This window comes from Rheinheimera riviphila, assembly GCF_004005945.1.
Taxonomy (GTDB): Bacteria; Pseudomonadota; Gammaproteobacteria; order Enterobacterales; family Alteromonadaceae; genus Pararheinheimera; species Pararheinheimera riviphila.
The window spans coordinates 1-25,514 of sequence record NZ_SACS01000026.1 but is presented as its reverse complement, the minus strand read 5'-3'; the positions used below and the strand labels follow the sequence as shown (position 1 = coordinate 25,514).

General features: G+C 52.0%; 18 protein-coding genes. 4 read left to right on the top strand and 14 right to left on the bottom strand.

The features are described from left to right. Nucleotides 1-3: 3 nt before the first annotated feature. From EOE67_RS18075 to EOE67_RS18055, 5 genes are all read right to left on the bottom strand, one after another. Nucleotides 4-573 carry a DUF4287 domain-containing protein gene (locus EOE67_RS18075; protein ID WP_127700732.1) on the bottom strand — a complete coding sequence of 190 codons (570 nt, stop codon included), beginning with the start codon at nucleotides 571-573 and terminating at the stop codon, nucleotides 4-6. A 108-nt stretch (nucleotides 574-681) separates the two neighbouring features. After that, nucleotides 682-1,557 carry a LysR family transcriptional regulator gene (locus EOE67_RS18070; protein ID WP_127700731.1) on the bottom strand — a complete coding sequence of 292 codons (876 nt, stop codon included), beginning with the start codon at nucleotides 1,555-1,557 and terminating at the stop codon, nucleotides 682-684. A gap of 30 nt (nucleotides 1,558-1,587) precedes the next feature. After that, complete coding sequence (locus tag EOE67_RS18065; protein ID WP_127700730.1) at nucleotides 1,588-2,322, bottom strand: sulfite exporter TauE/SafE family protein; 735 nt, start codon at nucleotides 2,320-2,322, stop codon at nucleotides 1,588-1,590. Nucleotides 2,323-2,417: 95 nt separating this feature from the next. Then, the gene (locus EOE67_RS18060; RefSeq protein WP_127700729.1) at nucleotides 2,418-3,116 is read right to left on the bottom strand and encodes a pirin family protein; all 699 of its coding nucleotides are present in this window, start codon (nucleotides 3,114-3,116) and stop codon (nucleotides 2,418-2,420) included. A gap of 249 nt (nucleotides 3,117-3,365) precedes the next feature. Then, a complete protein-coding gene (locus EOE67_RS18055; protein WP_127700728.1) occupies nucleotides 3,366-3,809 on the bottom strand; it encodes a DoxX family protein in 444 nt (147 codons plus the stop codon). Nucleotides 3,810-4,015: 206 nt separating this feature from the next. Here EOE67_RS18055 and EOE67_RS20880 point away from each other — a divergent pair, with 206 nt between their 5' ends. The 3 genes from EOE67_RS20880 (at nucleotide 4,016) to EOE67_RS18045 (ending at nucleotide 6,166) form a co-directional block, all read left to right on the top strand. Then, the gene (locus tag EOE67_RS20880; RefSeq protein ID WP_240652873.1) at nucleotides 4,016-4,486 is read left to right on the top strand and encodes a Fic family protein; all 471 of its coding nucleotides are present in this window, start codon (nucleotides 4,016-4,018) and stop codon (nucleotides 4,484-4,486) included. Beyond that, complete coding sequence (locus tag EOE67_RS20875; RefSeq protein WP_240652872.1) at nucleotides 4,486-5,148, top strand: Fic family protein; 663 nt, start codon at nucleotides 4,486-4,488, stop codon at nucleotides 5,146-5,148. The genes EOE67_RS20880 and EOE67_RS20875 overlap by 1 nt, the downstream gene beginning before the upstream one ends. A 283-nt stretch (nucleotides 5,149-5,431) precedes the next feature. Continuing rightward, complete coding sequence (locus tag EOE67_RS18045; RefSeq protein WP_127700727.1) at nucleotides 5,432-6,166, top strand: hypothetical protein; 735 nt, start codon at nucleotides 5,432-5,434, stop codon at nucleotides 6,164-6,166. A 43-nt stretch (nucleotides 6,167-6,209) separates the two neighbouring features. On the opposite strand, the gene EOE67_RS18040 is transcribed toward EOE67_RS18045, so the two are convergent. The 9 genes from EOE67_RS18040 to EOE67_RS18000 form a co-directional block, all read right to left on the bottom strand. Further along, nucleotides 6,210-9,551: a sensor histidine kinase gene (locus EOE67_RS18040; protein ID WP_127700726.1), complete on the bottom strand. Its 3,342-nt coding sequence runs from the start codon at nucleotides 9,549-9,551 to the stop codon at nucleotides 6,210-6,212. A 203-nt stretch (nucleotides 9,552-9,754) separates the two neighbouring features. Beyond that, entirely contained in the window at nucleotides 9,755-12,925 is a 3,171-nt protein-coding gene (locus tag EOE67_RS18035) for an EAL domain-containing protein (RefSeq protein WP_127700725.1), read from the bottom strand. A gap of 12 nt (nucleotides 12,926-12,937) precedes the next feature. Then, a complete protein-coding gene (locus EOE67_RS18030) occupies nucleotides 12,938-14,017 on the bottom strand; it encodes a chemotaxis protein CheB (RefSeq protein WP_127700724.1) in 1,080 nt (359 codons plus the stop codon). Nucleotides 14,018-14,197: 180 nt separating this feature from the next. Next, the gene (locus tag EOE67_RS18025) at nucleotides 14,198-16,516 is read right to left on the bottom strand and encodes a hybrid sensor histidine kinase/response regulator (RefSeq protein WP_127700723.1); all 2,319 of its coding nucleotides are present in this window, start codon (nucleotides 16,514-16,516) and stop codon (nucleotides 14,198-14,200) included. Between the two features lie 13 nt (nucleotides 16,517-16,529). Next, a complete protein-coding gene (locus EOE67_RS18020; RefSeq protein WP_206099660.1) occupies nucleotides 16,530-18,188 on the bottom strand; it encodes a methyl-accepting chemotaxis protein in 1,659 nt (552 codons plus the stop codon). Then, nucleotides 18,188-18,808: a chemotaxis protein CheW gene (locus tag EOE67_RS18015; protein WP_127700722.1), complete on the bottom strand. Its 621-nt coding sequence runs from the start codon at nucleotides 18,806-18,808 to the stop codon at nucleotides 18,188-18,190. Before EOE67_RS18015 ends, EOE67_RS18020 begins: the two co-directional genes overlap by 1 nt. A 16-nt stretch (nucleotides 18,809-18,824) precedes the next feature. Beyond that, nucleotides 18,825-20,222 carry a CheR family methyltransferase gene (locus EOE67_RS18010; RefSeq protein ID WP_164852427.1) on the bottom strand — a complete coding sequence of 466 codons (1,398 nt, stop codon included), beginning with the start codon at nucleotides 20,220-20,222 and terminating at the stop codon, nucleotides 18,825-18,827. A gap of 13 nt (nucleotides 20,223-20,235) precedes the next feature. Beyond that, nucleotides 20,236-20,709 carry a chemotaxis protein CheW gene (locus EOE67_RS18005; protein WP_164852426.1) on the bottom strand — a complete coding sequence of 158 codons (474 nt, stop codon included), beginning with the start codon at nucleotides 20,707-20,709 and terminating at the stop codon, nucleotides 20,236-20,238. Between the two features lie 259 nt (nucleotides 20,710-20,968). Beyond that, nucleotides 20,969-21,445 carry an Lrp/AsnC ligand binding domain-containing protein gene (locus tag EOE67_RS18000; RefSeq protein WP_127700719.1) on the bottom strand — a complete coding sequence of 159 codons (477 nt, stop codon included), beginning with the start codon at nucleotides 21,443-21,445 and terminating at the stop codon, nucleotides 20,969-20,971. Nucleotides 21,446-21,576: 131 nt separating this feature from the next. On the opposite strand from EOE67_RS18000, the gene putA reads away from it, so the two are divergent. Continuing rightward, on the top strand, nucleotides 21,577-25,371 hold the full coding sequence (putA, locus tag EOE67_RS17995) for a bifunctional proline dehydrogenase/L-glutamate gamma-semialdehyde dehydrogenase PutA (RefSeq protein WP_127700718.1): 3,795 nt from the start codon (nucleotides 21,577-21,579) through the stop codon (nucleotides 25,369-25,371). Nucleotides 25,372-25,514 lie beyond the last annotated feature (143 nt).

The window sequence follows — 25,514 nt, the reverse complement described above, 5'->3', positions numbered from 1 at the left end:
GGCTCAGCCTGCCGCTAAAAAAGCCGCTTTGATCCACCCCAGCAATTGTGCATCTACTTCGCTGACGTCAGATAATCTGACTTTAAAATTACACATTTGCCCGGCGGGTAAGGCTTTCAGCCTGGGATCTTCCGGCAGTTGTTTAATATTGAGCCCGACTTCAAGTTGGCTATTGGTGGCAGGGCCAATCATCACAAATTGTTTATTGCGCCGGTAACTGACATAAGTTTTTTTCGGGGCGGCTTCGAACTCACCAAGCTTTTGAATTTCCAGCAGTAATGCGTCATGGATCGGCCTTAGTACTGCTTTGGCGCCGATGTACAATCCATCCAGCACTTCAACATCACTGAGTCCTTCGGCGGCTGACTGACCATCGGTTTGGCGCACCGAATGCACCAGCGTATTGGCATCACCATGGCCCATGCCTAAGCTGGTTTTGAGCATGGTGACCAGCTCGCCATGTTTGCTCAGACCCGAATTGTTGATGATCTGGGTTAATTCCGATAAAGATTTACCGGTCCGTTGTTCAATATTGGCCAGCTGAGTGGCCACCGCCTGTTTTAAATCGGTCATCGTTTGCTCCAAAACATCACGCCCAAGTGCCTGGATGACAGTCGGGCTTGTTGCATAAACTGGTTATAGTCCCAAACAATCTCAAAATACAGGATCCAGTACTGCCAATTAAGTTAAAAACCGTAAGTGGCCAATAAAACTTCGAGCCACCGGACCTAAGGTGTCGGCATCATTAAAATTCAGATAAAAAGTGGCAGAACGTTTGGCGCCACGTGGTAATAGCAGCGGTATTAATGTGCCATCATCCAGAAATGGCTGCACTGCATTCAGCGGCAACCAGGCAAAACCGAGATTTTTGCGCAGCAATTCAATGGAAGTGCCGACATGGCTGACGGTCCAGCGCTGGTCTGAACCCAGCCAACCAACGTCTTTTTTCTGCTCCAGCGCCGAGTCACGGATCACAATCTGCCGACAGGTTTTCAGTTCTTCCAGCGTCAGTTCACGCGGCGGTAAATTCAGCGGATGTTCGCGCCCGGCCACCGCAATAAATTCCACCTGACAAATATCTTCCGATAAATTATCCGGCAGCGTAAAAGGCGATAGCGCAATATCGGCTTTGCCCTGGCGCAGCAATTCGTTGGCGCCGGTGAGAATAGTTTCCAACAGCTCAATCCGAATCAGCGGATACTCAGCCGACACCGCCGCCAGCACCTGAAACAATTTGTCGCGTGGGAAAGCTTCATCCACTGCGATGTTGAGACTGGATTCGACACCGGATTTTAAGTTCAGCGCCACATTTTCCATCCGTTCGGCTTCAGCCAACAAATAATTGACCCGGCGTAGTAATTGCTCGCCAGCGGCAGTCAGCATGGTTTTGCGACCTTCGACCTGGAACAAAGTCACGCCCAGCAACTCTTCCATTTTATGCACCGCATGGTGAATGCTGGACTGACTTTTATAAATCACATCAGCCGCTTGCTGAAAACCGCCTTGCTCGGCAACGGCTTTAAACATCCGCCATTGTTCGATGGTAGAACGTGCCATGCTGTACTCCTTAAACTTGTGGGGTAACGCCTAAATCGCTTGCCAAATCAGCTTGCCACCCGCTAATAGCAACAACCCATGCACCGCCGGTAAAAAATGCTGATCACTGACTTTTTGCTTCAGCCAATAACCCAATTTAATTGATAAATAACAAAGCGGTAAAAATGGCAGCGCCAACCACAATAGCTCAAGCGTGAGTTGCTGTTGCCAGACAAAAGCCGGTACTTTCACCAGATTTAATACCGCAAAAAACACTGCGGAAGTGGCGATATATTCGGTTGCGGGCAACTTGCGGGCTAATAAATGCATCGCCAGCGGCGGGCCACCGGCATGTAACAAAGTGGAACTGATACCACTTAACAACCCCATCACCACCCCAGCGGCGCGGCTTGCCAGCCAGGGCATTGCTTGCCGGCGCAATAAAAAATACCGCAAAGCAAACAACACCGAACCGACGCCAATCAGCCACTGCAATTGGTGGGTTGAAAGCGAACCTAACAATAAAGCGGCCACCACAATGCCGACAATAGCGGCTGGCAGCAATTGCAATAAAATAGGCAGCGACCAGCGCTGCCAATATTTTCGCAGGGTAAAGCCATCCAGCATCAGTAAAATCGGTAACAACACGCCAAGTGCGGTATGCGGGTCAAACACCATCAACATCAGTGGCATCGCCAATAAACCCAGACCTCCGGCAAAAGCCGCTTTGGAAATGCCACTGAGCACCACCACCAGGCTTAACATCAACCACATTTCCAGACTCATTGTGTTCCCTTTTACCGCACTTGAAACTTCTATTGACGCAATTTTGCTTTAAATTTCAGAAAATCAAAACCCGCGCAAATCAAACAGTTGGCAGATCAAACTCCAGGCAAATCAAACCAAAGCGCTTTGACATGCTCGGCACCAGCCGCAGCCGTTAATTCTGCCAGCGCTGCCAATTTGATGCCATCACCAGCCTGCAGCGTTTGCCCCTGCAGCGTCAGCTCGCCATGGATCAGATGCAGATAATAAGCGCGATTTGTGGTAACTGGCAGGCTAATTAACTGCTCTGGCAACAAAATCAACTGCGACAAACTGGCATCCTGCTTCATTTGCAGCGTGCCGTTGCGGCCATCTGCGGTAATGACTTCGGTTAAACCGACTGCTTCGCCAAAGTCTTTTTGCTGATAACCAGGCGCACCGTCAAATTGGTTCGGCTGGATCCAGATTTGTAAAAACTTCAGATCATCGGTCTGGCTGGCATTAAATTCGCTGTGCGAAATGCCTTTACCGGCGCTCATCAACTGAAACTCGCCTGCTGGCAACACTTCTTCATTGCCGGCTGAATCTTTGTGGGCAATCTTACCCGACAGCACATAACTAATAATTTCCATATTTTTATGGCTATGGGTATGAAAACCGGCACCGGCCGCAACCTGGTCGTCGTTAATCACCCGCAGTGCGGAAAAGCCCATTTGTTTTGGATTGTAATAGTCGCCAAAGGAAAAAGTGTGTTTGCTTTTTAACCAGCCAAAATGGGCACCACCACGTTCATTCGATCGGATCACTTCAAACATCTTATTTTCCTCAGCCCGGCCTAGCGCCGGGCATTGATTACCCTTCATCCTTGAAGATACGGGGTTGTTGCCTTCGCTCGCTCGCCCCAGTCACATAGACAGCTATGCTCCTGGGGCCTCACTCGCTCGTTGCCTACCCGAATCTTCAATGATTTTGGGTAAAATTGTTAAATTGTTAAATTGTTAAATTGTTAAATTGTTAAATTGTTAAATTGTTAAATTGTTAAATTGTTAAATTGTTAAATTGAGTTACAGTTTCTTGACAATCAGCGCATCGACCGAAGCTTTACCGGCACCGCTGAACAGCAACGACACGCTCGCCGCGAGTAACGCCAGACCAAACTCATAACCGTTGTTGCTCATAAACAGGCCGTTGGCAAAATGCACGCTGAAAATCGCCACCAGCATCGCAATTGACAGGGCAAACGCCGCCGGACGGGTTAACAAACCAAGCACTAACGCCAGACCACCAAAAAACTCGGCTGAACCTGCTAACAGCGCCATCAACACACCCGGTGCCAGACCGATACTTTCCATCCAACCACCGGTACCTTCCAGGCCATATCCACCAAACCAGCCAAATAATTTCTGCGCACCGTGCGCCGCGAAAATAATCCCCACCGGCACCCGCAGTGCTAATGCGCCAAAACCAGCTTCAGTTGTTAATACGTTTTTGATCAATGACTTGCTCATAATATTCACCTTCAATTTGTTAAGTTCAGAATGACTGCTCTGGTTTTTTCGACAGTCATCGTTCTGTCGATGGTGTTACTATAGACCTGTCGTTCTATTTATTAAATTGGATTAAATTTGATATTAAATCCGCAATTTTAGAATTTTTAAAAATGACGACCAGAATGGGATAAGCTGCAATGCAGTAAAGCTTCGCGCAGAATGTTATGGCCACTCCCTACACTCCGCCGTTTATACCCGTCATCCTTGAAGATTCGGGGTTGTTGCCTTCGCTCACTCACCCCAGTCACATAGGACTACTATGCTCCTGGGGCTTCGCTCTCTCGTCGCCTACCCGAATCTTCAATGATTTTGGGTATAGCATCACACCAATCATTATCCGGCTGATTGCAGAGATTAATCTGCAACTGGACCGTTTATCGGTGCAAGACGAAAAGCGTCAGTTAAAGCTGCGCCGGATCAACCAGATCCGCACTGTGCAAGGTTCACTGGCCATTGAAGGAAATACACTGAGCGAAGCACAAATTACCGCCATTCTCGAAGGTAAAAGGGTGATTGCACCACCGAAAGAAATTCAGGAAGCACGCAACGGCGCAATGCGCTACAAGCCTACGCGCAATTCGACCGCTGGCAGCCTGATCATGAGCTCCATTTACTGGCTGCACATCAACTGCTAATGACGGGGTTGGCCGAGGACGCTGGTCACTATCGGCACGGCAATGTAGGGGTGATGAATGGCAGTAAAGTTGTGCATATGGCACCACCTGCCAGCAGAGTGCCACAACTGATGGCCGCTTTATTAGGTTGGCTTCACAGTACTGAACAGCATCCGCTGATTGCCAGTTGCATCTTTCATTATGAATTTGAGTTTATTCACCCGTTCAGTGACGGCAATGGCCGGATGGGCCGTTTATGGCAAACGCTCATCTTAAGCCGTTGGTTGCCACTGCTGGCACAACTGCGGGTGGAAAGTATGACTCACGCGAGCCAAAGCGAGTATTATCAAGCGATTAACCAAAGCACACTCAAGACTGATGCCGCTGCTTTTGTCGAGTTTATGCTGTCGATTATCCTCAGTACCCTGCAGCAAAACGATGTCGGCACTCAAGTTACCCCCCAAGTCAGCCCCCATGTCAGCCCCCAAGTCGCCCAGCTGGTTGCACTGCTCAAACAAGGGCCACAAGGCCGGGAGCAACTGCAGCAATTATTGCAACTGAAAGATCGGAAATCCTTTAGCGCCCGCTATTTACAACCAGCGCTGGCCTTGGGGTTGATAGAAATGACCTTGCCGGATAAACCGCAAAGTAGATTGCAGCAATATCGGTTAAAAACCTTTTGAGGTAGCCAGAATGTACCTCTTTGGCTCATATCTCTGGTGAGACCTAGTTTTGTACCTGCAGCGGCAGTTTTCTCTTTAGCACCTCTACAACCGTTTGATTTACATGCAAGAACAGAAAAGGCAAAAAGCAAGCCACCAATGCTTCGCTGAGCGGAGCTACCGGCAATTCAACATTGGCCGGTCTGATAGACATCCCCTGATCCCAAGAGCATTTTCCGCTCGACCATGACAAACAGGCTTTGATCTCTTATGGTTGTGAGAGAGATAGTGAGCCGGAGGCGTTATGCGAAGGAGATTGCTGTTGCTGTGGGTTGTGCTCCTTGCTCACGGCAATCTTGCTGCGCAGACCAAGGACATTCAGCCACCGGTTGCGCATATTTACATTGATATCATCGAAGCGCCGACCACCAGCGGTGTTGAAACACCTGCAGTGCAAAGGCTGAAACAGTATTTGGCTGGCAAGCCCGGATTCAACTATCGGCTGCATTATGTGTCCTGGCCAAAGGCAATCGAGCAGCTCAAACGATCAGATGCGTTGATATTTCAATTGCTGCGAACGCCAGCCCGGGAGCAGCAATATCATTGGTTATATCGTGACAGCGCGGTGGAAGTTGCTTTGTACAGCTTACGTGAACACCCATGGCAACAATTGCCACTGCCACAGTTGCTGCAAATAGAGAACATTCTGATTGGCTGTGCCGATCAAACGGCCCATTGTGACCTGCTGCAATCCCTTGGTTTTAATTCCAAACAAATTCAGCGGATTAAGTTAAATGATGAACTCAGTATCGAACGCATGCTGTTTGCCAGGCGAGTGGATTTTATTGTGACAACAGCGTTTTACCTGGAGCAAAATCGGCTGCTGTTGGGGCGCCAGAAAAATGAACTTGCTGCAGGCATTGTGCTCGCCAGATTTGATGATTACCTCGCCGCTGGCAAATCGTTTGATGCCGGCTTATTGCAGCTGCTTGCTCCGGAGGCCGACACAGCAAACACTGCAAATACAACCAGGCCATAGCTGAAAACAGTACAGCGTGCACCCTGACGGTTTTGTGTCGCCGTTAAACTTTGGGCGCGACCATCGGTAACACCAGCATAAAACGACAGCCTTGTTGCGACGCTAGGCCATCCTTTTGAGAGCTGCCATTCTGAGCGCCGTCATGCTGAGAGCTGCCATTTTGCATAGTCTCCACATAAACAGTCCCTCCCAACCTTTCAGTCACCAGATTAAATAAAATATGCAAACCCAGGCCGGTGCCGCCCTGGGCGCGTTTGGTAGTGAAAAAGGGCTCAAACACTTTGTCCAGATCCGCGGCCGGAATGCCTTTGCCATTGTCGGCGAACGTCAATTCTATTTGCGCTGGCTGGTCTGCAGTCTCGTTTTCGAGCAAGCGCACGATTAACCACATCTGCCCCGCTTGATCCGGCGCAAAAGCATGCAATAACGAGTTTTGCGCCAAAATGGTAATCACCTGGCTTAAAGTACCGGGATAACTATCCATCGCAATACCGGCCGGGCAAGCGACAGTAAACTGCAGCGGCCGTTGCCGCCACAAGGTCACCAGACTTTGCTCTACTTCCACCAAAAAGCTTTTCAGCTCAAACTGACGCCGGTCGCCACTGGTTCTGTCCACTGACACTTGTTTGAAATTACTGATTAAATTAGCCGCGCGGTGCAAATTGCGTTCAATTAACTGTGAACTTTCAAGCGCCGAGCCTAAGAAGTTATCTAAGTCCTGTTTACGCAACTGGCCGGTGCTTAAGGTGCTGGCCAAAGCTTCGGTGCTTTCGCGTAAAAAGCTGCTGCCGGTCAGCGCCACGCCAAGCGGCGTATTCACCTCATGCGCCACACCGGCCACTAACTGGCCCAGTGCCGCCATTTTTTCGGAACGGACTAACTGGCGCTGGGTCGATTTGAGCGAAGTTAAGGTGTGTTGCAGCTCCTCCACTGTATGTTCAACCTGAATTTTTGCCTCGGACAGTTGTTCAGTACGCTTCTCGACCATATGCTCCAGCGCCAAAGCTTCCTGACGCAGCCGTTGGGTGCGCCAGCGATACCAGCGGTTAATCAATAAAAACAACGCCAGCAGATAACTTAAATACATCAAGGGGGCACGAAACCAAGGCGGCGCAATCTGAAACGCCAACGGATCCATCTGCACTTCCACACCCGCCGCATTACGCGCTTTGACGTTCAGCACATACCGGCCTTCCCATAAACTGTTGTAATTGGCAAAGGCTTCATTGCTCCATTCCGACCAGCCTTTATCCACACCGTCCAGCCAGACCGCATATTGGTTTTGGCCCAGATAGCTAGTGGCGGCGAATTCAAACCGCAATTTGTTTTGTTGATAATCCAGCGATAACACCGGATCACCGATAGCTGAGGCATGGCGCAGTACGTGCCCATCAGCAGCCAGCACTTTACGCAGCAATAAATCAAATGGCACCCCCGATGCAGCCGGCACTGTCAGATCCCATTGATAAAGTTCAGTCGTGCCGAGCCAAAACCGGCCATTTGCTTCTCGGTACAAACCGCTGTGCGCGCGACTGCCCGTGTCCTGCAATGCCTGCCAGCGATAACTGCCGTCAGGCTGCAGTATCGTCTGGCCCAATATCAGATGTTGGTTCGACTGCTGCTGCGCCAACAACCATTGACCATCCGCGGTATTACCGACCGCAACGATGCTGAAATCCCCCTGGATAAACAACTGTTGAAAACGCGGATCTGGTATCAGTTGATTATTTGCTTCATCAAGCTGGTATAGACTGTTGCGATACATAACACGCATCTGGCCTTGAAGGTCTGCCAGCCAGTTGATCCCCACATCAGGCAGATTGGTGCTTATTTCGTGGCGCCGGATATCAATCTTGCCTTGGACCCAATGATCGTCGGGCGCATGCAGTCGCAGTAACAAAGGTTTATCACGACTGGACAACCACACCACACCGTTGGCATCGCGCATCATGCCGTTAATACTTTCGTCGACACCGGCAATTTTGCCGACAGCTTGCCAATGTTGTCCATCCGGCTTTAACAGGGCGATGCCATTGAGTTCGGCAACCAGCAATAATGGCTGCGAACCTGGCAACAGCAAGAAATTATTTGCAATGTCACATTTGTACAGCAATTCAGCACCGGTCGGCCCCAGCCGGTAAACACCAGCGTCATTGGCAATCAACAGTTGATCCTGATATTGCTGCAAGGCCCAGACACTGCCAGTCAAGCCCGCCACAACCTCAAATTTTGGAATCGGCCCCGGCGATAACCGATACAGTCCTTGCGAAGTCCCGACATACATCAGCCCCTGGTGTCGCAGCATCGAATACACACTGCCATCAAGACCATGGGTCAAATCAAACCGGCTGAAAGTCTGACCAAACTGGGCACGGGCCAACCCGGTATTGGTGGCAATCCACAAACCTTGTTCCCGATCCTGCATCAGTTTAAACATGCTGTTGTCTGGCAGTCCGGTCTGGCGGTTGAGTTGGCCAACATTGCGGCCGTTTTTATCCAGAATGTACATACCGCCTTGCAGCATTCCGACTGCCAACCGACCATCCATCAAAGGCCAAGCGCTATACACAGCTTTGGTTAGCAACTCATTGTCAATGTCGGTCGGCCAGCGACTGAATTTCTGACCGTTGTAACGCATAAAGCCCAAAGTCCGGCTGACCGCCAGTAAGTCATCCTGACCCGGCCATGCCACCATCACTGATATCCGTTTTTCGGCAAAAACAGCCCCATCAGGCACCAACTGCAGCATGTCGCCTGCTTGTTCCAGCAGACCTACGCCTTCATCCCGCAGGAAAAACCGCTCACCAATCACCACACTATGTACAAACTGTTGCTGCGACGGCCAACTTTTCAAACCATCCGGGCCAAAGCGGAACAAACGGCCACTCGTTGTAAAAAACACACCGCGGTGATTGGCATGACAATGCCAGACGCTGGAAAAGGCACGTTGGTCTGGTGGCAATTGCGGCAGCAAAGACTGATATTGCAATAAACCTGCGGCATCTGGCGTCAGATAACCGATTTCGTTCACTGCACCGACGTAAACCCGGCCGCTGGTCGGATCAACCGCCAGCGCCCGTACCTGTGAATTATTAGGTAGCGGGATTAGCCGCCAGCGCAAACCGTCAAACTCCAGCAGCCCCCCTTCATTGCCGACATAGATCAATCCATCTGCCGTTTGGGTAACGGCCCAGTTCTGCCGATGAGCCTGATAATCCGCAGCTAAATAAACTTTGATCGGTGGTAAACCAAATTCAGGAAGGGGGGCGGCAACTGCCGACTTCATGCTGAAAAACAGCAAACAACTAAACCCTTTGATAAAGGTGAACATGTGACGACAGCAGCTGCTGTACAAGGTGCGTAAAAATCGCTGTAACAGAACCATGCCCGCCTCCCCGTTCGAATTGTTCTGGCATGGGTCCTTGCCGGAGAATGCTCCAAGACCGTAACTGCGGCGATCACCCAACAAGCGGAGATCGCAGATAGAAGTGACTTTTCAGTGTGGAAAAGGAATCACAAAAAAGCAATGCCAGGCGCTTAAGTCCCGAATTACCGCACTTAACTCCACTGATACCGCATCATGCAGCATCAGCAGGACAACCCGGTCACCGGCAGCAATAAAGCCGTGTTTTTATGCTGTAACTTTTCCCAGCAAACTTCAACGCTGAGCGGTCTGGCGTAAAAATAACCCTGAATGTCGTCGCAGCCCGCTTTGGCTAAAAAGCCTAGCTGCGCTGCCGTTTCCACCCCTTCGGCAATCACGCTGATGCCAAGGTTGTGCCCCATTGAAATCATCGAGCGCACCAAAGCGGCACTGTCCGGATCGGTACACACATCGTTGATAAAGCTGCGGTCAATTTTCAGCTCACTAAACGGAAAGCGCTTTAAATAGGCCAAAGACGAATAGCCGGTGCCAAAATCGTCAATCGAAAAATGAATACCGACGGCGCGCAGTTGCTGCATTTTGAGCAAAGATTCATTGGCATCATGCATCAGGGTACTTTCGGTCATTTCAATTTTTACCTGGTCACCCCTGATCTGATATTGCGCCATGATGGCGTGAATACGGACCACAAACTGTGCGTCCATAAAACTTAATGCCGAAAAATTGACCGCGATAGCCACATCTGTTAATTCAGCATGCCAGTGGCTGATTTGCCGGCACACCGATGCAAACACGTAAAAATCCAGTTCGGTGATCAGGCCACATTGTTCAGCAATCGAAATAAACGCATCCGGCGCAATCATTTGCTGGTTGTGCTGCCAACGCACCAACGCTTCCAGCCCACAGAGCTGGCCGGTCGTTACATTCGCTTGCGGCTGGTAAACCACCAGAAACTCCTGATTGATTAAACCTTGCCGGATCGCCTGTTCCATTTGCAAGCGCTGTTGCACCAGCACATTCATTTCCGGCTTAAACATACAGATCCGGTTGCGGCCCAGATGCTTGGCTTCATACATGGCGGTGTCGCCGTTGCGCAATAACGTGACGCTGGAATCCCCGTCCAGCGGATAACGACACACCCCCATACTGAAACTGACCACCATCTCTTGCCCGGCAATCGTCAGCGGCGCAATCAGTTGCTGCTTTAACTTCTCCAGTTTCCGGACATGGCTGGCGAGTGGCATATCGTCGGTTAATAAAATCACAAACTCATCACCACCAAGCCGCGCCACGGTATCGGTATCCCGCAGCTGCAGCACAATCCGCCTGGCAATTTGTTGCAATAATTCATCGCCGGCTTCATGGCCAAGACTGTCGTTCACCAGTTTAAAGTTATCAATATCTAAAAATGCCAGCGTAAATTCGTGGTCGTGACGTTTGGCAAACGTCATCGCTTGTTGCAGCCTATCGTTTAGCAAATTGCGGTTAGGCAAGCCGGTCAGACTATCGAAGTTGGCCTGATGCTCCAGCTCCTGCTGATAGGTTTTGCTTTGGGTAATGTCGCGCAAAATGCCAACAAAATGACTGGTCTGGCCCCGATCATTAACCACCGGCGCCAAGGTGAGCTCATTCCAGAAAGCCGAACCGTCTTTGCGAAAGTTCAGCAGTTCTGCTTTGCCATGTTCATGGTTTTTCAGCAAACGCCGGATCAGATCCAGCCCTGGCTGATCCTGTGCTGGCCCTTGCAACAAACGACAGTTCTTGCCAACAACTTCCAGCGCGGTATAGCCGGTCATCTGTTCAAAAGCCGGATTGACATAGATGATCGGCAGATCAGCACTGCTGTTGTCGGCAATCACAATGGCATCCACACTGGCTTCAATCGCGCTGGTGCGGATACGCATCTGCACGTCCTGCTGCCGCTGCGCCGTCATATCCTGCATCACCGCAATAGCGCCTTGTAACTGATGGTGTTTATGGTACAAAGGGACGGCTGAACTGAGCAGGGTGCGGATTTGCTGCGACCCGGTTTGGACATCCAATAAAATATTGCGGCAGACTTTTTGTTGCTGCAAGGTCTGATGCAACAACCAATCGCCTGCGCTCAAGCGGCTGGCGCCGTACAACTCTGCGGCGACCGTGGGCGGCTCAGGTTGCCCCGTCGCAGAAAGGCTTTGCAGCAAAGTAGCGTCGGCAATCAGCTGGTACTCCTGATTGCTGATCATCGGTTCACCAAACTGATCGGCCACCAGCACCGCCACCGGCAAATTATCCAGCACATTTCGCAGCATCGATTCGCTATTGGCCAGCGCCTTGGTGCGCTCCTCGACCAGCAGTTCCATGCTATTGAACAACCGGGTTTTACTCAGTGCCATCGCCAGCTGACGGCCTAACGACGCCAGTGCATCCAGCGCTGCTGCCGACCAGGGCTGACTGCTCTGCTGCACCACATTCAGTAAACCAATGGTTTCGCCGCCAATCAGCAACGGGATACTGGCGTGCGAATGGGGACCGATACTTTTGGCCAGTAACGGACAAGCCGGAATGTCGATCGGATGCTGGATACGATCGCGAAATAACGCATGGTGACAGACGCAATCATTAACACAGTCAAGGTTCGTGCCCTGATTAAACAAGCTCGTCAACCCAATCTGACCGGCCAGCAGCAAGGTCTGCGGCTGATTTTTATCCGGGGTTAACAACCAGCTGGCGCTGACGTCCGGAAACTCCAGCACCCGCTGCAAGGCCTCGGTGATCAGATCCTGTTCGTTCTGTTGGCCGGTCATGCCGCTGGTAAAGTGAAATAACGAATGCAGCCAGGCATTGGAGCGCGCCAACTCATCGTGTTTTGCGCGTAATTCCTGATTGATCCGCACCCCTTGCTCGTAAGTTGAAATCAACAAATCCAGGATTTGCTGGCGGCTCGCGGTGATAAAATGCCGTTCGCCTTCCAGCATCACTTCAACACCCATTTGTACCCGTTCATGCGCCCGCAGCTCATGATTGACTAAAAAATAACGAATGCGCGACAACAAATAATGCTGCGCATAAGGTTTGACAATAAAATTGTCGGCACCACAGGCCAGGCCGTGCACCACATCCCGTGGGTCTGCCAGCCCGGTGACCAAAATCACCGGAATATGGCGGGTTCGTTGATCTTGTTTAATCTGATGACACAGCTGATAGCCATCCATTTTTGGCATCAGGATATCGCTGACGATCACCGTTGGGATCCGCTGCTGCAAAATCTCCAGCGCTTCCTGCCCATCTTTAGCGACCCAGACCGTGCAACCGGCGTTTTCCAGTAAAAACTGTAATTCGGCGGCCTGGGTGGCACTGTCTTCCACAATCAGGATATTCGCTTCACTGAACATACTGGCGTCTCCTTACTTACGTGACCGTTGCTGCGGCTGACTGCGACTTAACAGGGAATTGATATACCAGGCCAGGTTTTGCGGGCTTTCGACATACTGTGGCTTGCACAGCTGTAGCGCCGCCTTGGGCATCGAGTCAATCAGCGCCGTGGCCGGATCCTGCACCAGCCCCATGCCACCGGCTTCGACAATCGCCTTGATACCGTTCGCACCATCCAGCCCCATTCCGGACAGCTGCACTGCCACCACCTGCGTCGGATGATGTTGCGCCAACGACAAAAATAACCGGTTGGCCGAAGGCACACATAAATCGTCGGCATGGGCTTTGAGCAATCTGATATTGCGCGCCGCGTCACATTCCAGATGAAAACCATCCGGCGGCAGATAGATATTGCCGCCAAGCAGCGTCTGGCCTTGCCTGGCAACATGTACCGGCAGCTTCGAGATTTGCCGCAACCAGTCGGTAAAACTGTCTAAAAAACCATGGGTAATATGCTGCACTAGCAGCACCGGCCAGGAAATATTGTTGTCGAGCAGTGGCAACAGCAACTTCAGCGCCGCCGGACCACCCGCCGATGCCGCTATCGCCAGCAACGCCGGGGTTTGTGGCAAGGCGGAGTGCTGTGGCAATACAGGCGGTAAAGCGGCCTGTATTGCAGACGACGGCGCTGCTACGTTGGCTGGCGCCGAGCGTTTCACCACCTGCACCTGCGCCATCAGTTGCACCACTTGCAACAACTCGGCGGCTTTGGCGGAAAACTCTGGATCAGTGGGCCCGGTTGGTTTTTCCAGCACCGCCAAAGCACCGCAGGCCAACGCCTGAATGGCCGTTGAAGCTGATTTGGCGTTGGCGTCCGCGGTGAGCACAATTACCGGCAGCGCATACTGCTCCAGCATCAGCACGATGGTCTGAAAACCGTTGAGCCCAGGCATATGCACGTCCATCGTCACGATGTCCGGCTGTTGTTTCTGCAATAGGGCCAGCGCCTCATAACCGTCTTTGGCCTGTAATACCTGATGCCCGGCCGCCACAAAAATGCTGCTCAGTAATAATCTGGCGACTGCCGAATCATCAACCACTAAAATTTGCATCTGCCTGTTCCTTATTAATCAGGTAAAAGGTTAATCAGGTTAAAAGGTTCATCAGGTTAAAAGCTGCCGCTATACCCAAAATCATTGACGATTCGGGTAGGCGGCAACTGAACGAATCCCCAGGAGCATAGTAGTCCTATGTGACTGGGGTGAGCGAAGGCGGCCAACAACCCCGAATCTTCAAGGATGAAGGGTATAAACCAGGCGCCGGATACTGTCTAATAAACTCTCTTGCTCAAACCCACTTTTCACCAGATAAGCATTGGCGCCAACGTCCAACCCACGCTGCCGATCCTCGGCACTGTGTAAGGCAGTGACCAAAATAATCGGTAAATTTTCGAGCTTTGGGTGATGCCGGATTTTCAGGGTTAAATGAAAGCCATCCAGTTTTGGCATTTCGACATCCGAAACCAGCACTTCAATATGCTGTTGTTGCAGCAGATCCCAGGCTTCCTGGCCGTCGTTGGCGGTGGTCACAGCGTAACCTGCAGTTTCCAGAATCGATTTGAGTAACGCCCGCGAGGTAAATGAATCATCCGCCACCAAAATGCGGATTTGCTGCCGGACGGGCTCTTCCGCCGCGGGCGCACCACTTTGCAGCTGCCGTGCTTTTTGGTACAAAGGCAGCGGATCTAAAATCGGGATCAACTGGCCATCGCCGAGCAAAGTTGCGCCAAACACACAAGGCGCTTTTTTCAGCTGCGGCCCCAGTGATTTGACGGTAATGTCTTGATCGCCCAGCAATTCATCAATCAACAATGCAAAAGATTCGCCGCGTACTTTCATCAACACAACATGCTGCTGGTCGGCCGTTGGCGCTGTTGGCGAGGACTGCGACGTGGATGGCGACGCCGATGCAGCAGCCGGTGGCAGCTGCAAAATGTCGGCTAACCGCCACAACGCCAGTACCCGCGCTTCAACCAACAGCGTGGCGCGGTTTTGAGTGTATTGCACCGCGCTGCTGTCCAGCCGTAAACAGGATTCCACCGCAAACAGCGGCAGCGCCAGCGTCCGGTCGTTGCAACGCACCAGTAAAGCCCGGAACGTTGACACACTGCTCGGCAATAACATCGAAATTGTCAGCCCCTGGCCTGGCACCGACTGTAAACTCAATTGACCAGCCAACCGCTCTACAATGTCTTGCACTATGGCCATACCAAGCCCACGGCCGGAAATTTCGGTCAGCATGGCGCTGGTCGATAAACCACTTTGAAACACCAGCTGTAATGCCTCTTCGTCGGACAGCGTATCCAGCTGCTCAGCAGTGCCTAGCCCCGCGGCCAGCGCCCGCTGTTTTAAACCCGGCAGGTCAATGCCCCGGCCATCGTCAGTTAGCTTCAGTTCAAATTTGTCCGACGCAGACTGGCTTAAGCTCAGCGTGAGCTGACCGAAAGCGGCTTTTCCCGCGAACTGCCGCTGCTCCGGGGTTTCGATGCCATGATCGACCGCGTTTCGGATCAAGTGCTGCAGCACCGGTTTGAGTTCATCGACAATACGTTTATCAAGCTGCAACTGTTGGTCTGTAGCAGAGAATTGGACTTGCTTGCCGGTTTGCTGCGCCAAATCCTGGCTCATCGCCGCCAGACCGCTGAACAGGGTTTGCCCTTCGACCAACAACACCGCTTGCATTTCGCTGTGCATGTTTTCGGACAACTGCGCTAACCCGGCCGATAACCGCGCCGCATGTCGCTGCAGGCGCTGACTACCGTGCCATAACTGATCCAGACCACTGCCGCTGGCCTCCAGATACTGCAGCATTTTGTGCAAGGGTTCTTGTTGCGTGGCCGAAAGCGGCTCCAGCAACAGCCGCAACTGGCGCTCATACAGCCGGGTTTGTTGTTGCAGCTTGCATAACACCGCACTGTCCTGCACCAGCTGTTTCAGCTGACGTTGCTGCTCGGCGGTCTCCAGATGCAGCTGCTGTAAAGTTTCGGTCAACAGCAATAAGCTGGTTAAATGCTGATTGCTGACCCGGATCCGGCCGCTATCGGCAGCCGCCAGCGCCACCGGGGCGAAAGGCATATTCTCGGTAAAAGTCGCATCCTGATTAAAAGGCGTGTCCTGATTAAAAGCCGCCTGTGTGAAAGCCGCAGCGGAGCGCGACTGTTGCCAGTCCTGCCCAGTCGCGGCAACGTCCAGATCAGCTTGCATTTGCAACCGCTGCGCCACCGGCACTGGTTGTGAATTGCAGAGCAGCCGTAGCAGGTGCAACGCCTGGCGGCATAATTCGATATTGTGATCATGTAACAGCGCGGGTGTGCGGCGCGCGGCAGCCAACAAACTTTCCCAGTGATGGCAGAGCTGCTCAGTGTCACGCTGGCCAACCGCGCGGGCCGCTCCTTTTAGACTATGCACTTCGCGAAACAGATTTTCGACCTGCACTGGATCGGCGTTGTTGGCCGCCCGGCTCGCCAGCTGATCGGCAAGCAGCTGCAATCTTTCGTCAGCTTCCTGGCGAAAACTAAGGAGTAGCATTTGTTGCAGCGCTTGGTGATCCATAACGGCTTTGGCCCTACACCCGGAACTTCTTCGCAATGTTTTGCAGTTTCAGTCCCAGCTGATTCAGACTACGCGCCGCCACATCCACCTGTCGGGCGCCGAGCACATTATCCTGACTGGCCTGCCGAATGCTTTCCATCGCCTGAGCGATTTGATCCATGCCAATTTTTTGTTGTTGGCTGCAGGCGGCGATGTGCATCGCCATACCGGTATTTTCATCAATCCGCTCGCTTAACGTCTGAATGGCTTGCCCGGCCTGGCGCGCCCGTTCAAACCCCGATTCCACCGTTTTGCTGCTTTGCTCTGCCAGCAACACCGTTTTGGTTAAAGCGCGTTGCACTTCTCCCAGAATAGACCGCACCTGTGCCGTGGCCTGTTTTGATTGATCCGCCAGTGCTTTCACTTCCTGTGCTACCACCGAAAAGCCTTTACCAGCATCACCGGCTTTCACTGCTTCAATCGACGCATTCACCCCCAACAAATTGGATTGTTCGGCCAAATCGCCCACCGCAGCGACAATTTCACCAATCGCCTGACTTTGCTCGCCGAGCCGCACAATGCTGTCAGCCACTGACTGCATTTGCTGACAGATTTGCTCCATATTGGTCAGAGTTTCCTGCACCGCGGTACGACCGCGTTGGGTTTCCTGTTTGGTCAGTTCGGCACTTGCCATCACCTCCTGCGATTTGGTGCCGGACAGGGTGGCGGTTTGCTTTACCTCGGCAACTGTGGTCACAATTTCGCTAATCGCGGTAGCAGTTTCCTGGGTACTCGTGGCCACCTGATTGGTCACCGCCAGAATTTCCTCGCCGGATGCAGCGAGCACCGATGTACTTTCGTTTAAATCCAGCACCAGTTCGCGCAAATAATTACTCATGGCGGCAAAAGCAATCGTCAAGCGCCCCACTTCATCGCGGCGCAGGCCAACCGCGACGTCTTTTGGAATTTCACCGCGGCCAATCTGCTCGGCCAGCAGCGCCAGCCGGGCTAAAGGTGCGCCGATATGCCGGCTTAATAAAAAGGCTAACAAAATGCCGATACCGACCATCCACAACGAAGACTCAAATAACCGTTGTTTCAGCGCGGCAAACTCTTGTTCAACCTGCACTTTAGACTGCTGCATCAGCCGCTCAGTCAACCGTTCCAACGCGACAACTTTTTGCACCAGTTGGTCGTTGAGGTGCGAACCTGTGGCAGAAACCTGTGACCAGCGGGCGTCCTGTTGCCCAGCTCCTGCAAGCGGCAATACTTCGTTTTGAAAAAACTGTTGATGAGCCGCCCGGGCTTCCTGCAACTGCATAATCAGCACCGCGACTTCCGGCAAATTGCCTTGTGTTTCCTGCACCCGTTGCATAATCAGGGTGTTTTCATCCAGTAAACCCTGCATCTTTGGTACGGTTTGCAGTCCGGAATTTTGCCCGGCTACCTGCGCGTTTTCCGGTCGCTGCGCGATATCTTTCAGCAACAACTGATGCAACACCGCGACATTGGTTTTAATTTCTTTAATATCAGAGATGCGATGAAAGCGGCGGTTAAAGGCCTCAAACTCGGTTTGATACACATCTAAGGTATGCAGCCCCTGAGTTAAGGTGGCACCACAGGCGGCAATCAGCACAAAAAATGCCAGCATTAACTTAGTTCCGATACCTAAACTCGACAGATAAGTGCTCATCATTGGGATCCCTGACAAATAATTAATTCCGGATCGGTCAGCAAAGCTTTGCCGTCTAACAGCACCACCTGCTCCCGGGTAATACCTTGCAAATAACGAGTTCGAATGGGGTCCAGATTCGGCAAACTTGGTTGCAACCCGCTGAGGTCTAACAGTTGGATCCCAACAATGGCGTCCGCCAGCAACCCAAATTCCATCTGCTGGTAGCGGATCACCAGCAACAGATTGCGATCGTTTAGACCGCTGCCTGGCAGTTGGAACAACAGCCGCAAATCCAGCACCGACACCACTTTGCCGCGCACGTAACAAATGCCCCGCATAAAAGGCGGTAAATCAAATAATGCCGTGATCTGCTGAATGGGCAGCACCTGTTCGACATAACAACTTTCGATGGCGTAGCGCTCTGTACCAATATTAAATCGAAGGACTTCAATTGTTTGTGAGCATTGCTGCGCGGGCAGCTGCGCCATGGCGTTGGTGCGTTGCCGCAGCTTGTCCAGCGTCGCTGTATCGGGCGCCAATTCATCAAGCGCCCATCCATCGCGTGTCAAAGTCTCGGACTGCGGATCGGATCCGCCGCCAGTAGCGGCCAAGCCTTGGCGGATTTGCGGTTCAGTCATGACGCCATTTCCTTATTCATTCAGACATTTCCGCCACCAGTTGCTGGCAAATCAGATCCAACTGACCGGCACTTAATTGATCGCTATAAGGGATGTCCAATGCCGGTGGATAATGCTGCAACAACTGCGTGCACAGCTGCAGCTGTTTGAGCGCCATCTGTGGATCACCCATTTCCTTGGCTAAAGTTGCTTTGAATAAGTGCGCGACGACCAGATCCGGTTCCAGATAAAGCACTTTTTGCAGCGCTTGCATCGCCAGTCGCGGCTGCTGCTGTTGCCGGTACAGCTGAGCGGACAATAAGTAACCCGCGACCGAATCCGGTGTCAGTGTCAGCAGTTGGCTCAACCAGTGGCGCGCCTGTTCCGGCTGCTGTAAATCGGCGGATGTTTTAGCTTGCTGCAGATAGTACTCGGCCTTTGCTGGTACAGGTTCTGTCCGCGCCCTGGGAATGCTTGGTGGTGGCGTTTGCGGCAACGTCACTTGCGACGTAGCTGGCAAAAAAGTTGTTGACGAAAAAGTCGCAGGCAAAGAAAGAGTAAGCGAAGTATCGGTGGCCAAAACCTTTGGCTGCAACTCTCTGGCAGCCAATGCGGTCGCTGGCACGGCATAGTTATCACCCGCCCAAAAACCACTGTATCCAGCTTGGGTCGCGATACTGGCTTCAACCGCGTTGAGCAATAACAAACCACCCGGTGTCAGTTGCTGCAAAAATCGGCTGATGCTGTGCTGGGCTTGTTTTGGCGAGAAATACATCAACACATTACGGCAAAAAATTAACTCAAAAGGCGCGGCCGGATGCGGCTGTGTGGCCATCAGGTTCAGCGTCTGAAATTTGATCAAGGCCCGCCACTGCGGCTGCACTTGCCAACTGTTATGGTCTGGTAGCGCAGAAAAATAACGTTGTCGGAAGGTCGCATTGCCATGGCGAAACGATGCGGCGCGATAAATGCCCTGCTCCGCTTTGGCAATAAACTCCGGATTTAAATCTGTGGCAACCATGGTCAAACCAGCCTGCAACCCGGCGGATTGCAGCGCGTCGGACAACAAAAACAACAAACTGTAGGCTTCTTCCCCGCGGCAACAACCGGCACTCCAAATCCGGATTGGCGCGTCGCGATCGGCTGGGATCGTTGGCAACCACTGCTGAATAAGCCACTGTGTCACTAAGGGATCCCGGCAAAAATAGCTTTCGCCAACGGTGAATGCCGGTAACAACTGTTGTTGCAAGGGGCCGGACCATTCCGCCTGCGCGATGTGCTGGATCCAGGCTGGAACATCGTCGACCTGCAGCTCTTGCGCCCGCAATTTTAACCGGCTGTATAACTCTGAATTTTGTTCATGCTGAAACAGCAAGCCAAAATGCAACCCTGCTTTTTCGATAATCTGCTGCAGCCAGACTGCTGGTATTTTCATGGCTGTGCCCTGTTCATGGTTGCACCAGATCAGCAGCTTGTGCCAAGGCAGCCTGCAGCAGGCTTTCATCGGCATCTGACAATAGCAACTCCAGATCCTGGATCAGCAACATGCCATGGTCAGTACAGATCACCCCTTTGAGTAATTTACTGTTGATTTGCGGATTGGCATTGTTCAGCAGCACAGCGCCGTCAACAGCGAACACCGGCGCCACAGCGTCCACCGGAATTAACACTTGCCGCCGTTTTAATTGCAGCCACAACAACGGACGCCAGAGCTGCAACGGTGGTGCAGGCCAGCCAAAACAGCGGGCCAGATTAATTTGCACCAGCGGCACGCCCTGAATATTGATCACACCATCGACCGAGCCCGGCGCGCCAGGCAACGGCGTCCAGAGTAGCGCCGGCAGCACTTTGACCACCTCGGCCAGCGGGATCGCCAGCTGTTGCTGATTCAGACTAAAAGGCAGTACATGCAACTGGTCCACTGTTGTATTTTCCGTTCCGTAGATAAATACAACATAGTTGGCAATACCCCCTCGTCAAGCGACAAACAGGATTTTCCGTACCGAAAAATGCTTTTCGGCGGACTGCCGTTACACTCAAAATAGTAGGGCCTCACTCACCGCGGCAGCGGTAGTGCGCCGGATGGTGATTTGACACTAGCCTACCTGATGGCGGACTACCTGCGGCGAGTCACGCCCTACGGTCGAACATTCATTAAAACACGCCGACGCTACACCCCCCCTACACCGGCAAACCCGAATCCTGTTTTACTTTTTCAATCACCACATAAGTGTGGGTTTGCAATACACCCGGTAAATCGACAATCCGCCCCAGCACCGCGCGGTAAGCTTCCATGCTCGATAAACGTAATTTCAGCAGATAATCAAAACCGCCCGCCACCATATGGCATTCAGCGACTTCCGGAATATTCACCACCGCATCGCGGAACTGGTCAAACACCGCACCAGTGGTCCTGTCCAAAGTCACCTGAATAAATGCCGCAGTGCCAAGGCCTAGTTTTGAAGCGCTCAGTTTGGCGCCGTAGCCTTCAATAAAACCGTCTTGTTCTAATTTGCGCACCCGGTCGATACACGGACTGGCGCTTAAATTCACTCTTTTTGCCAGTTCCACGTTCGAAATCCGGCCGTCCTTTTGCAGAGTGTCTAAAATTGTGCGGTCGATCCTGTCGAGTGTTCTGGGTTTATCAGTTTGGGTCATACCGTATTTTTTCTGGTTTAGTGAGAGTTAAACCAGATTATATAGGGTTATAGCCGGAATTAAACCACCAAATACGGCTGCCATTTCACTAAAATGCAGCATTTACTTCTGTATCAACCGGGACAATTATTATGCTATTTGACGGCAATCTGACCGCAACCACCCCGCTTCGCCAAACCCTGCGCGATTTCTACCGCGCCGATGAAGATAAAGTTTTAGATTTACTGTTGCCGCTGGCCGATGTCGGTGTGCAGGCGCGTTCGCGGGCCTGGGAAAAAGCGCGGCAGTTGGTGGTTAATATCCGCCAGGCGCAAGTGGGCAAAGGTGGCGTCGATGCACTGTTAAATGAATTCTCTTTATCGACCGAAGAAGGTCTGGTGCTGATGTGTTTAGCCGAAGCCTTGCTGCGGGTGCCTGACAGCCACACTGCCGACAAGCTTATTCGCGATAAGCTGGCGCAAGGCGACTGGAGCTCGCATTTAGGCAATAGCGAATCGTTATTCGTCAACGCCTCTGCCTGGGGTTTATTACTGACCGGCAAGCTGGTCAACTATTCAGATGATCAGAAAAAACACCAATTTGGCTTATTAAAACGTACCTGCGGCCGCTTGGGCGAGCCGGTGATCCGCCAGGCAGTACGTTACGCCATGCAAATTATGGGCACCCAGTTTGTGATGGGCACCACCATCGACAAAGCGGTAGAACGTGCGGTTGAACTGGAAAACAAAGGTTTTACCTATTCTTACGACATGCTGGGCGAAGGCGCCCGCACCATGGCCGATGCCGAGCGATATTTCCAAAGTTATATGATGGCGATTAACGTCATCGGCAAAGCGGCGCAAAACCGTGGCCCGTTTAAAAGCCCTGGCATTTCAGTGAAACTTTCTGCCATTCACCCACGCTATGAATTTTCGCACCGCGACCGGGTGATGAACGAATTAGTGCCAAAACTGAAACAGTTAGCTTTAGCTGCGAAAGGCTACAACATCAGCTTTACCGTTGATGCTGAAGAAGCTGATCGCTTAGATTTATCGATGGATATTATTGAAGCGGTATTCTCTGATCCGGATTTAGCCGGTTGGGAAGGTTTTGGCCTGGCGATTCAGGCGTATTCCAAACGTTGTATCCACTTAGTCGAATGGTTGCGCGAACTGACCGTCAAAGTTGGCCGCAAGCTGATGGTACGGTTAGTGAAAGGCGCGTACTGGGATACTGAAGTAAAAATCAGCCAGACCGAAGGCCACGACGATTTCCCGGTATTTAGCCGCAAACCATCGACTGACGTGTCTTACCAGGCCTGTGCCCGCAAGTTACTGGAATACCGCGACAGCATTTACCCAATGTTCGCCACTCACAATGCCTATAGCGTTGCCACCATTTTAGAAATGGCGCCGGATCGCCAAGGTTATGAATTCCAGCGCCTGCACGGCATGGGTGATGCGCTTTATGATCAAGTGGTTAGCGACGACAAAGTGCCATGCCGGATTTATGCGCCGGTCGGTGAACATTCAGATTTATTGGCGTACTTAGTGCGTCGTCTGCTGGAAAACGGTGCAAATAGCTCATTTGTGAACAATATCGTTGATGAAAACATTCCGGTGGAATCGTTACTGAAAGATCCAGTGGAGCTGGTGCGCAGCTGGAAACAACGCCGCAATACCCAAATTCCATTATCGGCCAATTTATATGGCAGTGAGCGTAAAAACTCTAAAGGTATTGATTTAACAGAAATTGATGCCTTAACACCACTGCGCACCAACTTAACCAACTGGCTGACCCGCGCCACAGCGCAAGAACCGGTTGCCGGTGCTAAAGCGGTTTGTAACCCGGCCAATCATGATGAAATCATTGGTTATCATGTCCATGCCACGCCTGAAGAAATGAAAGCCATAGTGGATCGGGCTCAAGCTGCTTTCCCGGCCTGGACTGCAACACCAGTCACGGAACGCGCCAATAGCCTGCGCAAACTGGCCGATGCACTAGAAGCAAACCGCGATGAGCTGATTGCCATTTGTGTCAAAGAAGCCGGTAAAACAGTTGGTGACAGCGTAGCCGAAGTACGTGAAGCGGTTGATTTCTGCCGTTATTATGCTGCGCGTGCTGAAGAAATGTTCGGAGCTTCTCTACCCACAACACCGCAACAAAGCCGTGGTGTGGTGCTGTGTATCAGCCCTTGGAACTTCCCACTAGCCATTTTCTTAGGTCAGGTCAGTGCTGCTGTTGCTGCCGGTAATACGGTTGTGGCCAAACCTGCCGAACAAACCAGTTTAATTGCAGTACGTGCGATTGAATTATGGCGTGAAGTCGGTCTGCCAGCTGGCGTGGTCGAACTGGTGATTGCACCAGGTCGTTCTGTCGGCGAGCACATAGTGCCAGACCTGCGCGTGCAGGCGGTGATGTTCACCGGTTCGACTGAAACCGGTAGCTGGATTGCCCGTAAACTGGCCGAACGTGGCGGCGAGCCAGTGCCGCTCATTGCTGAAACCGGCGGTCAGAACTGTATGATTGTGGATTCCACTGCACTGCCGGAGCAAGTGGTTGATGATGTGGTGTCTTCTGGTTTCCAAAGCGCGGGTCAACGCTGTTCTGCGCTGCGGGTATTATTCCTGCAAGAAGATGTGGCCGATAAAATCATCACCATGATTAAGGGCGCGATGCAGGAATTGCATGTCGGCGATCCGGCCTTTTTAAGCACAGACGTCGGCCCGGTCATCGACCAAAAAGCCCTGACTGGCCTGAATAACCACGTCAAATATTTAGAAGGCAAAGCAACTTTACATTACGCCTGTAAAGCGCCGACTGGCGAAGGCCATTTCTTCTTCGCGCCACGGTTATATGAAATCAAAAACTTAAACGTGCTGGAACGGGAAGTGTTTGGCCCGGTGGTGCATATCATCCGCTTTAAAGGCGATGAACTGGATAACGTGATTGCGCAAATCAACGCGACTGGCTACGGCCTGACGATGGGCGTGCATAGCCGCATCGCTGAAGTAACGGCGCAAGTGGCGCGTGAAGTCAAAGCCGGTAATATCTATATCAACCGCAACCTGATTGGCGCTGTGGTTGGCGTGCAGCCATTCGGCGGCCGTGGTTTATCCGGTACCGGTCCAAAAGCTGGCGGTCCGTTCTATTTAACCCGACTGGTCAAAGACAATCTGCAGGTGACAGAAGCCGTACTTGCTGCTGATAAACGTCAGCAGTTACTGGGCGCTTCCGGCCACGACACCACGGTCAATAGCATGCTGCAACAAGCCGCAACAGCGCAACCGGCCTGGGCAAAACTGGATATCACCAAACGCAGTTCAGTGATCCGGCAGTTCCTGGCACAGCTGGCATCAAACAGCATCGTGCTGAAACAAGAGCAGGATTTACCCCAAGTCATTGAATCAGCACGTGGTCTATTGAATCACATCGAAAAACAACTGGCGGCACCTATTACGTTGCCAGGACCAACCGGTGAATCAAACCAACTGCATCTGGAAGCCCGTGGTGTCGTAGCAGCAGTACGTGATGACAGCGCCTGTTTCCAATACTGGATGTTAAGTCTGATGACGGCACTGGCGACCGGTAATGCGGTGGTGGTAGCGGTGGAAGATCACTTTGCAGCTGAAGCGGATGCTTGTCGTAAAGTGCTGCTGAGTGCCGGTTTAGCACCAGCCTTGTTCCAGGTGGTGAAGCTGACAAAACTGAAAGCGCTGATTGGCAACAGCATTATCGCTGCGGCTATTGTTGAAGCTGGCAGTGCGGTAAAAGCGCTGACCGGTGAGCTGATTGCCGCCCGCGATGGCGCTATTTCGCCGCTCATCACCACCCCAGCCGACGAGCGGTTAATCCACCGTTTGATCACCGAAAAAACCGTTACCATCAACACCACAGCAGCAGGCGGTAACGCTTCGTTGATGACGATGAGTGACAATATCGGCTAACGCCATTTGTTAACTGCGGGGTCAGAGTCTGAGGGATCCCCACGAATTTATCCACCTTAAGCCGCCCATCGGACAGCATATTCTGCCATATGCTGTCTGAATCGGTCGGCGATGTCGTAGTTATCTGGTAGATAGAATTTTTC

Excerpts from the sequence above, each read along its gene's own strand:
- EOE67_RS18075 (WP_127700732.1), bottom strand. The coding sequence starts at position 573 with ATGACCGATTTAAAACAGGCGGTGGCCACTCAGCTGGCCAATATTGAA.
- EOE67_RS18070 (WP_127700731.1), bottom strand. The coding sequence starts at position 1,557 with ATGGCACGTTCTACCATCGAACAATGGCGGATGTTTAAAGCCGTTGCC.
- EOE67_RS18065 (WP_127700730.1), bottom strand. The coding sequence starts at position 2,322 with ATGAGTCTGGAAATGTGGTTGATGTTAAGCCTGGTGGTGGTGCTCAGT.
- EOE67_RS18060 (WP_127700729.1), bottom strand. The coding sequence starts at position 3,116 with ATGTTTGAAGTGATCCGATCGAATGAACGTGGTGGTGCCCATTTTGGC.
- EOE67_RS18055 (WP_127700728.1), bottom strand. The coding sequence starts at position 3,809 with ATGAGCAAGTCATTGATCAAAAACGTATTAACAACTGAAGCTGGTTTT.
- EOE67_RS20880 (WP_240652873.1), top strand. The coding sequence starts at position 4,016 with ATGGCCACTCCCTACACTCCGCCGTTTATACCCGTCATCCTTGAAGAT.
- EOE67_RS20875 (WP_240652872.1), top strand. The coding sequence starts at position 4,486 with ATGACGGGGTTGGCCGAGGACGCTGGTCACTATCGGCACGGCAATGTA.
- EOE67_RS18045 (WP_127700727.1), top strand. The coding sequence starts at position 5,432 with ATGCGAAGGAGATTGCTGTTGCTGTGGGTTGTGCTCCTTGCTCACGGC.
- EOE67_RS18040 (WP_127700726.1), bottom strand. The coding sequence starts at position 9,551 with ATGGTTCTGTTACAGCGATTTTTACGCACCTTGTACAGCAGCTGCTGT.
- EOE67_RS18035 (WP_127700725.1), bottom strand. The coding sequence starts at position 12,925 with ATGTTCAGTGAAGCGAATATCCTGATTGTGGAAGACAGTGCCACCCAG.
- EOE67_RS18030 (WP_127700724.1), bottom strand. The coding sequence starts at position 14,017 with ATGCAAATTTTAGTGGTTGATGATTCGGCAGTCGCCAGATTATTACTG.
- EOE67_RS18025 (WP_127700723.1), bottom strand. The coding sequence starts at position 16,516 with ATGGATCACCAAGCGCTGCAACAAATGCTACTCCTTAGTTTTCGCCAG.
- EOE67_RS18020 (WP_206099660.1), bottom strand. The coding sequence starts at position 18,188 with ATGAGCACTTATCTGTCGAGTTTAGGTATCGGAACTAAGTTAATGCTG.
- EOE67_RS18015 (WP_127700722.1), bottom strand. The coding sequence starts at position 18,808 with ATGACTGAACCGCAAATCCGCCAAGGCTTGGCCGCTACTGGCGGCGGA.
- EOE67_RS18010 (WP_164852427.1), bottom strand. The coding sequence starts at position 20,222 with ATGAAAATACCAGCAGTCTGGCTGCAGCAGATTATCGAAAAAGCAGGG.
- EOE67_RS18000 (WP_127700719.1), bottom strand. The coding sequence starts at position 21,445 with ATGACCCAAACTGATAAACCCAGAACACTCGACAGGATCGACCGCACA.
- putA (WP_127700718.1), top strand. The coding sequence starts at position 21,577 with ATGCTATTTGACGGCAATCTGACCGCAACCACCCCGCTTCGCCAAACC.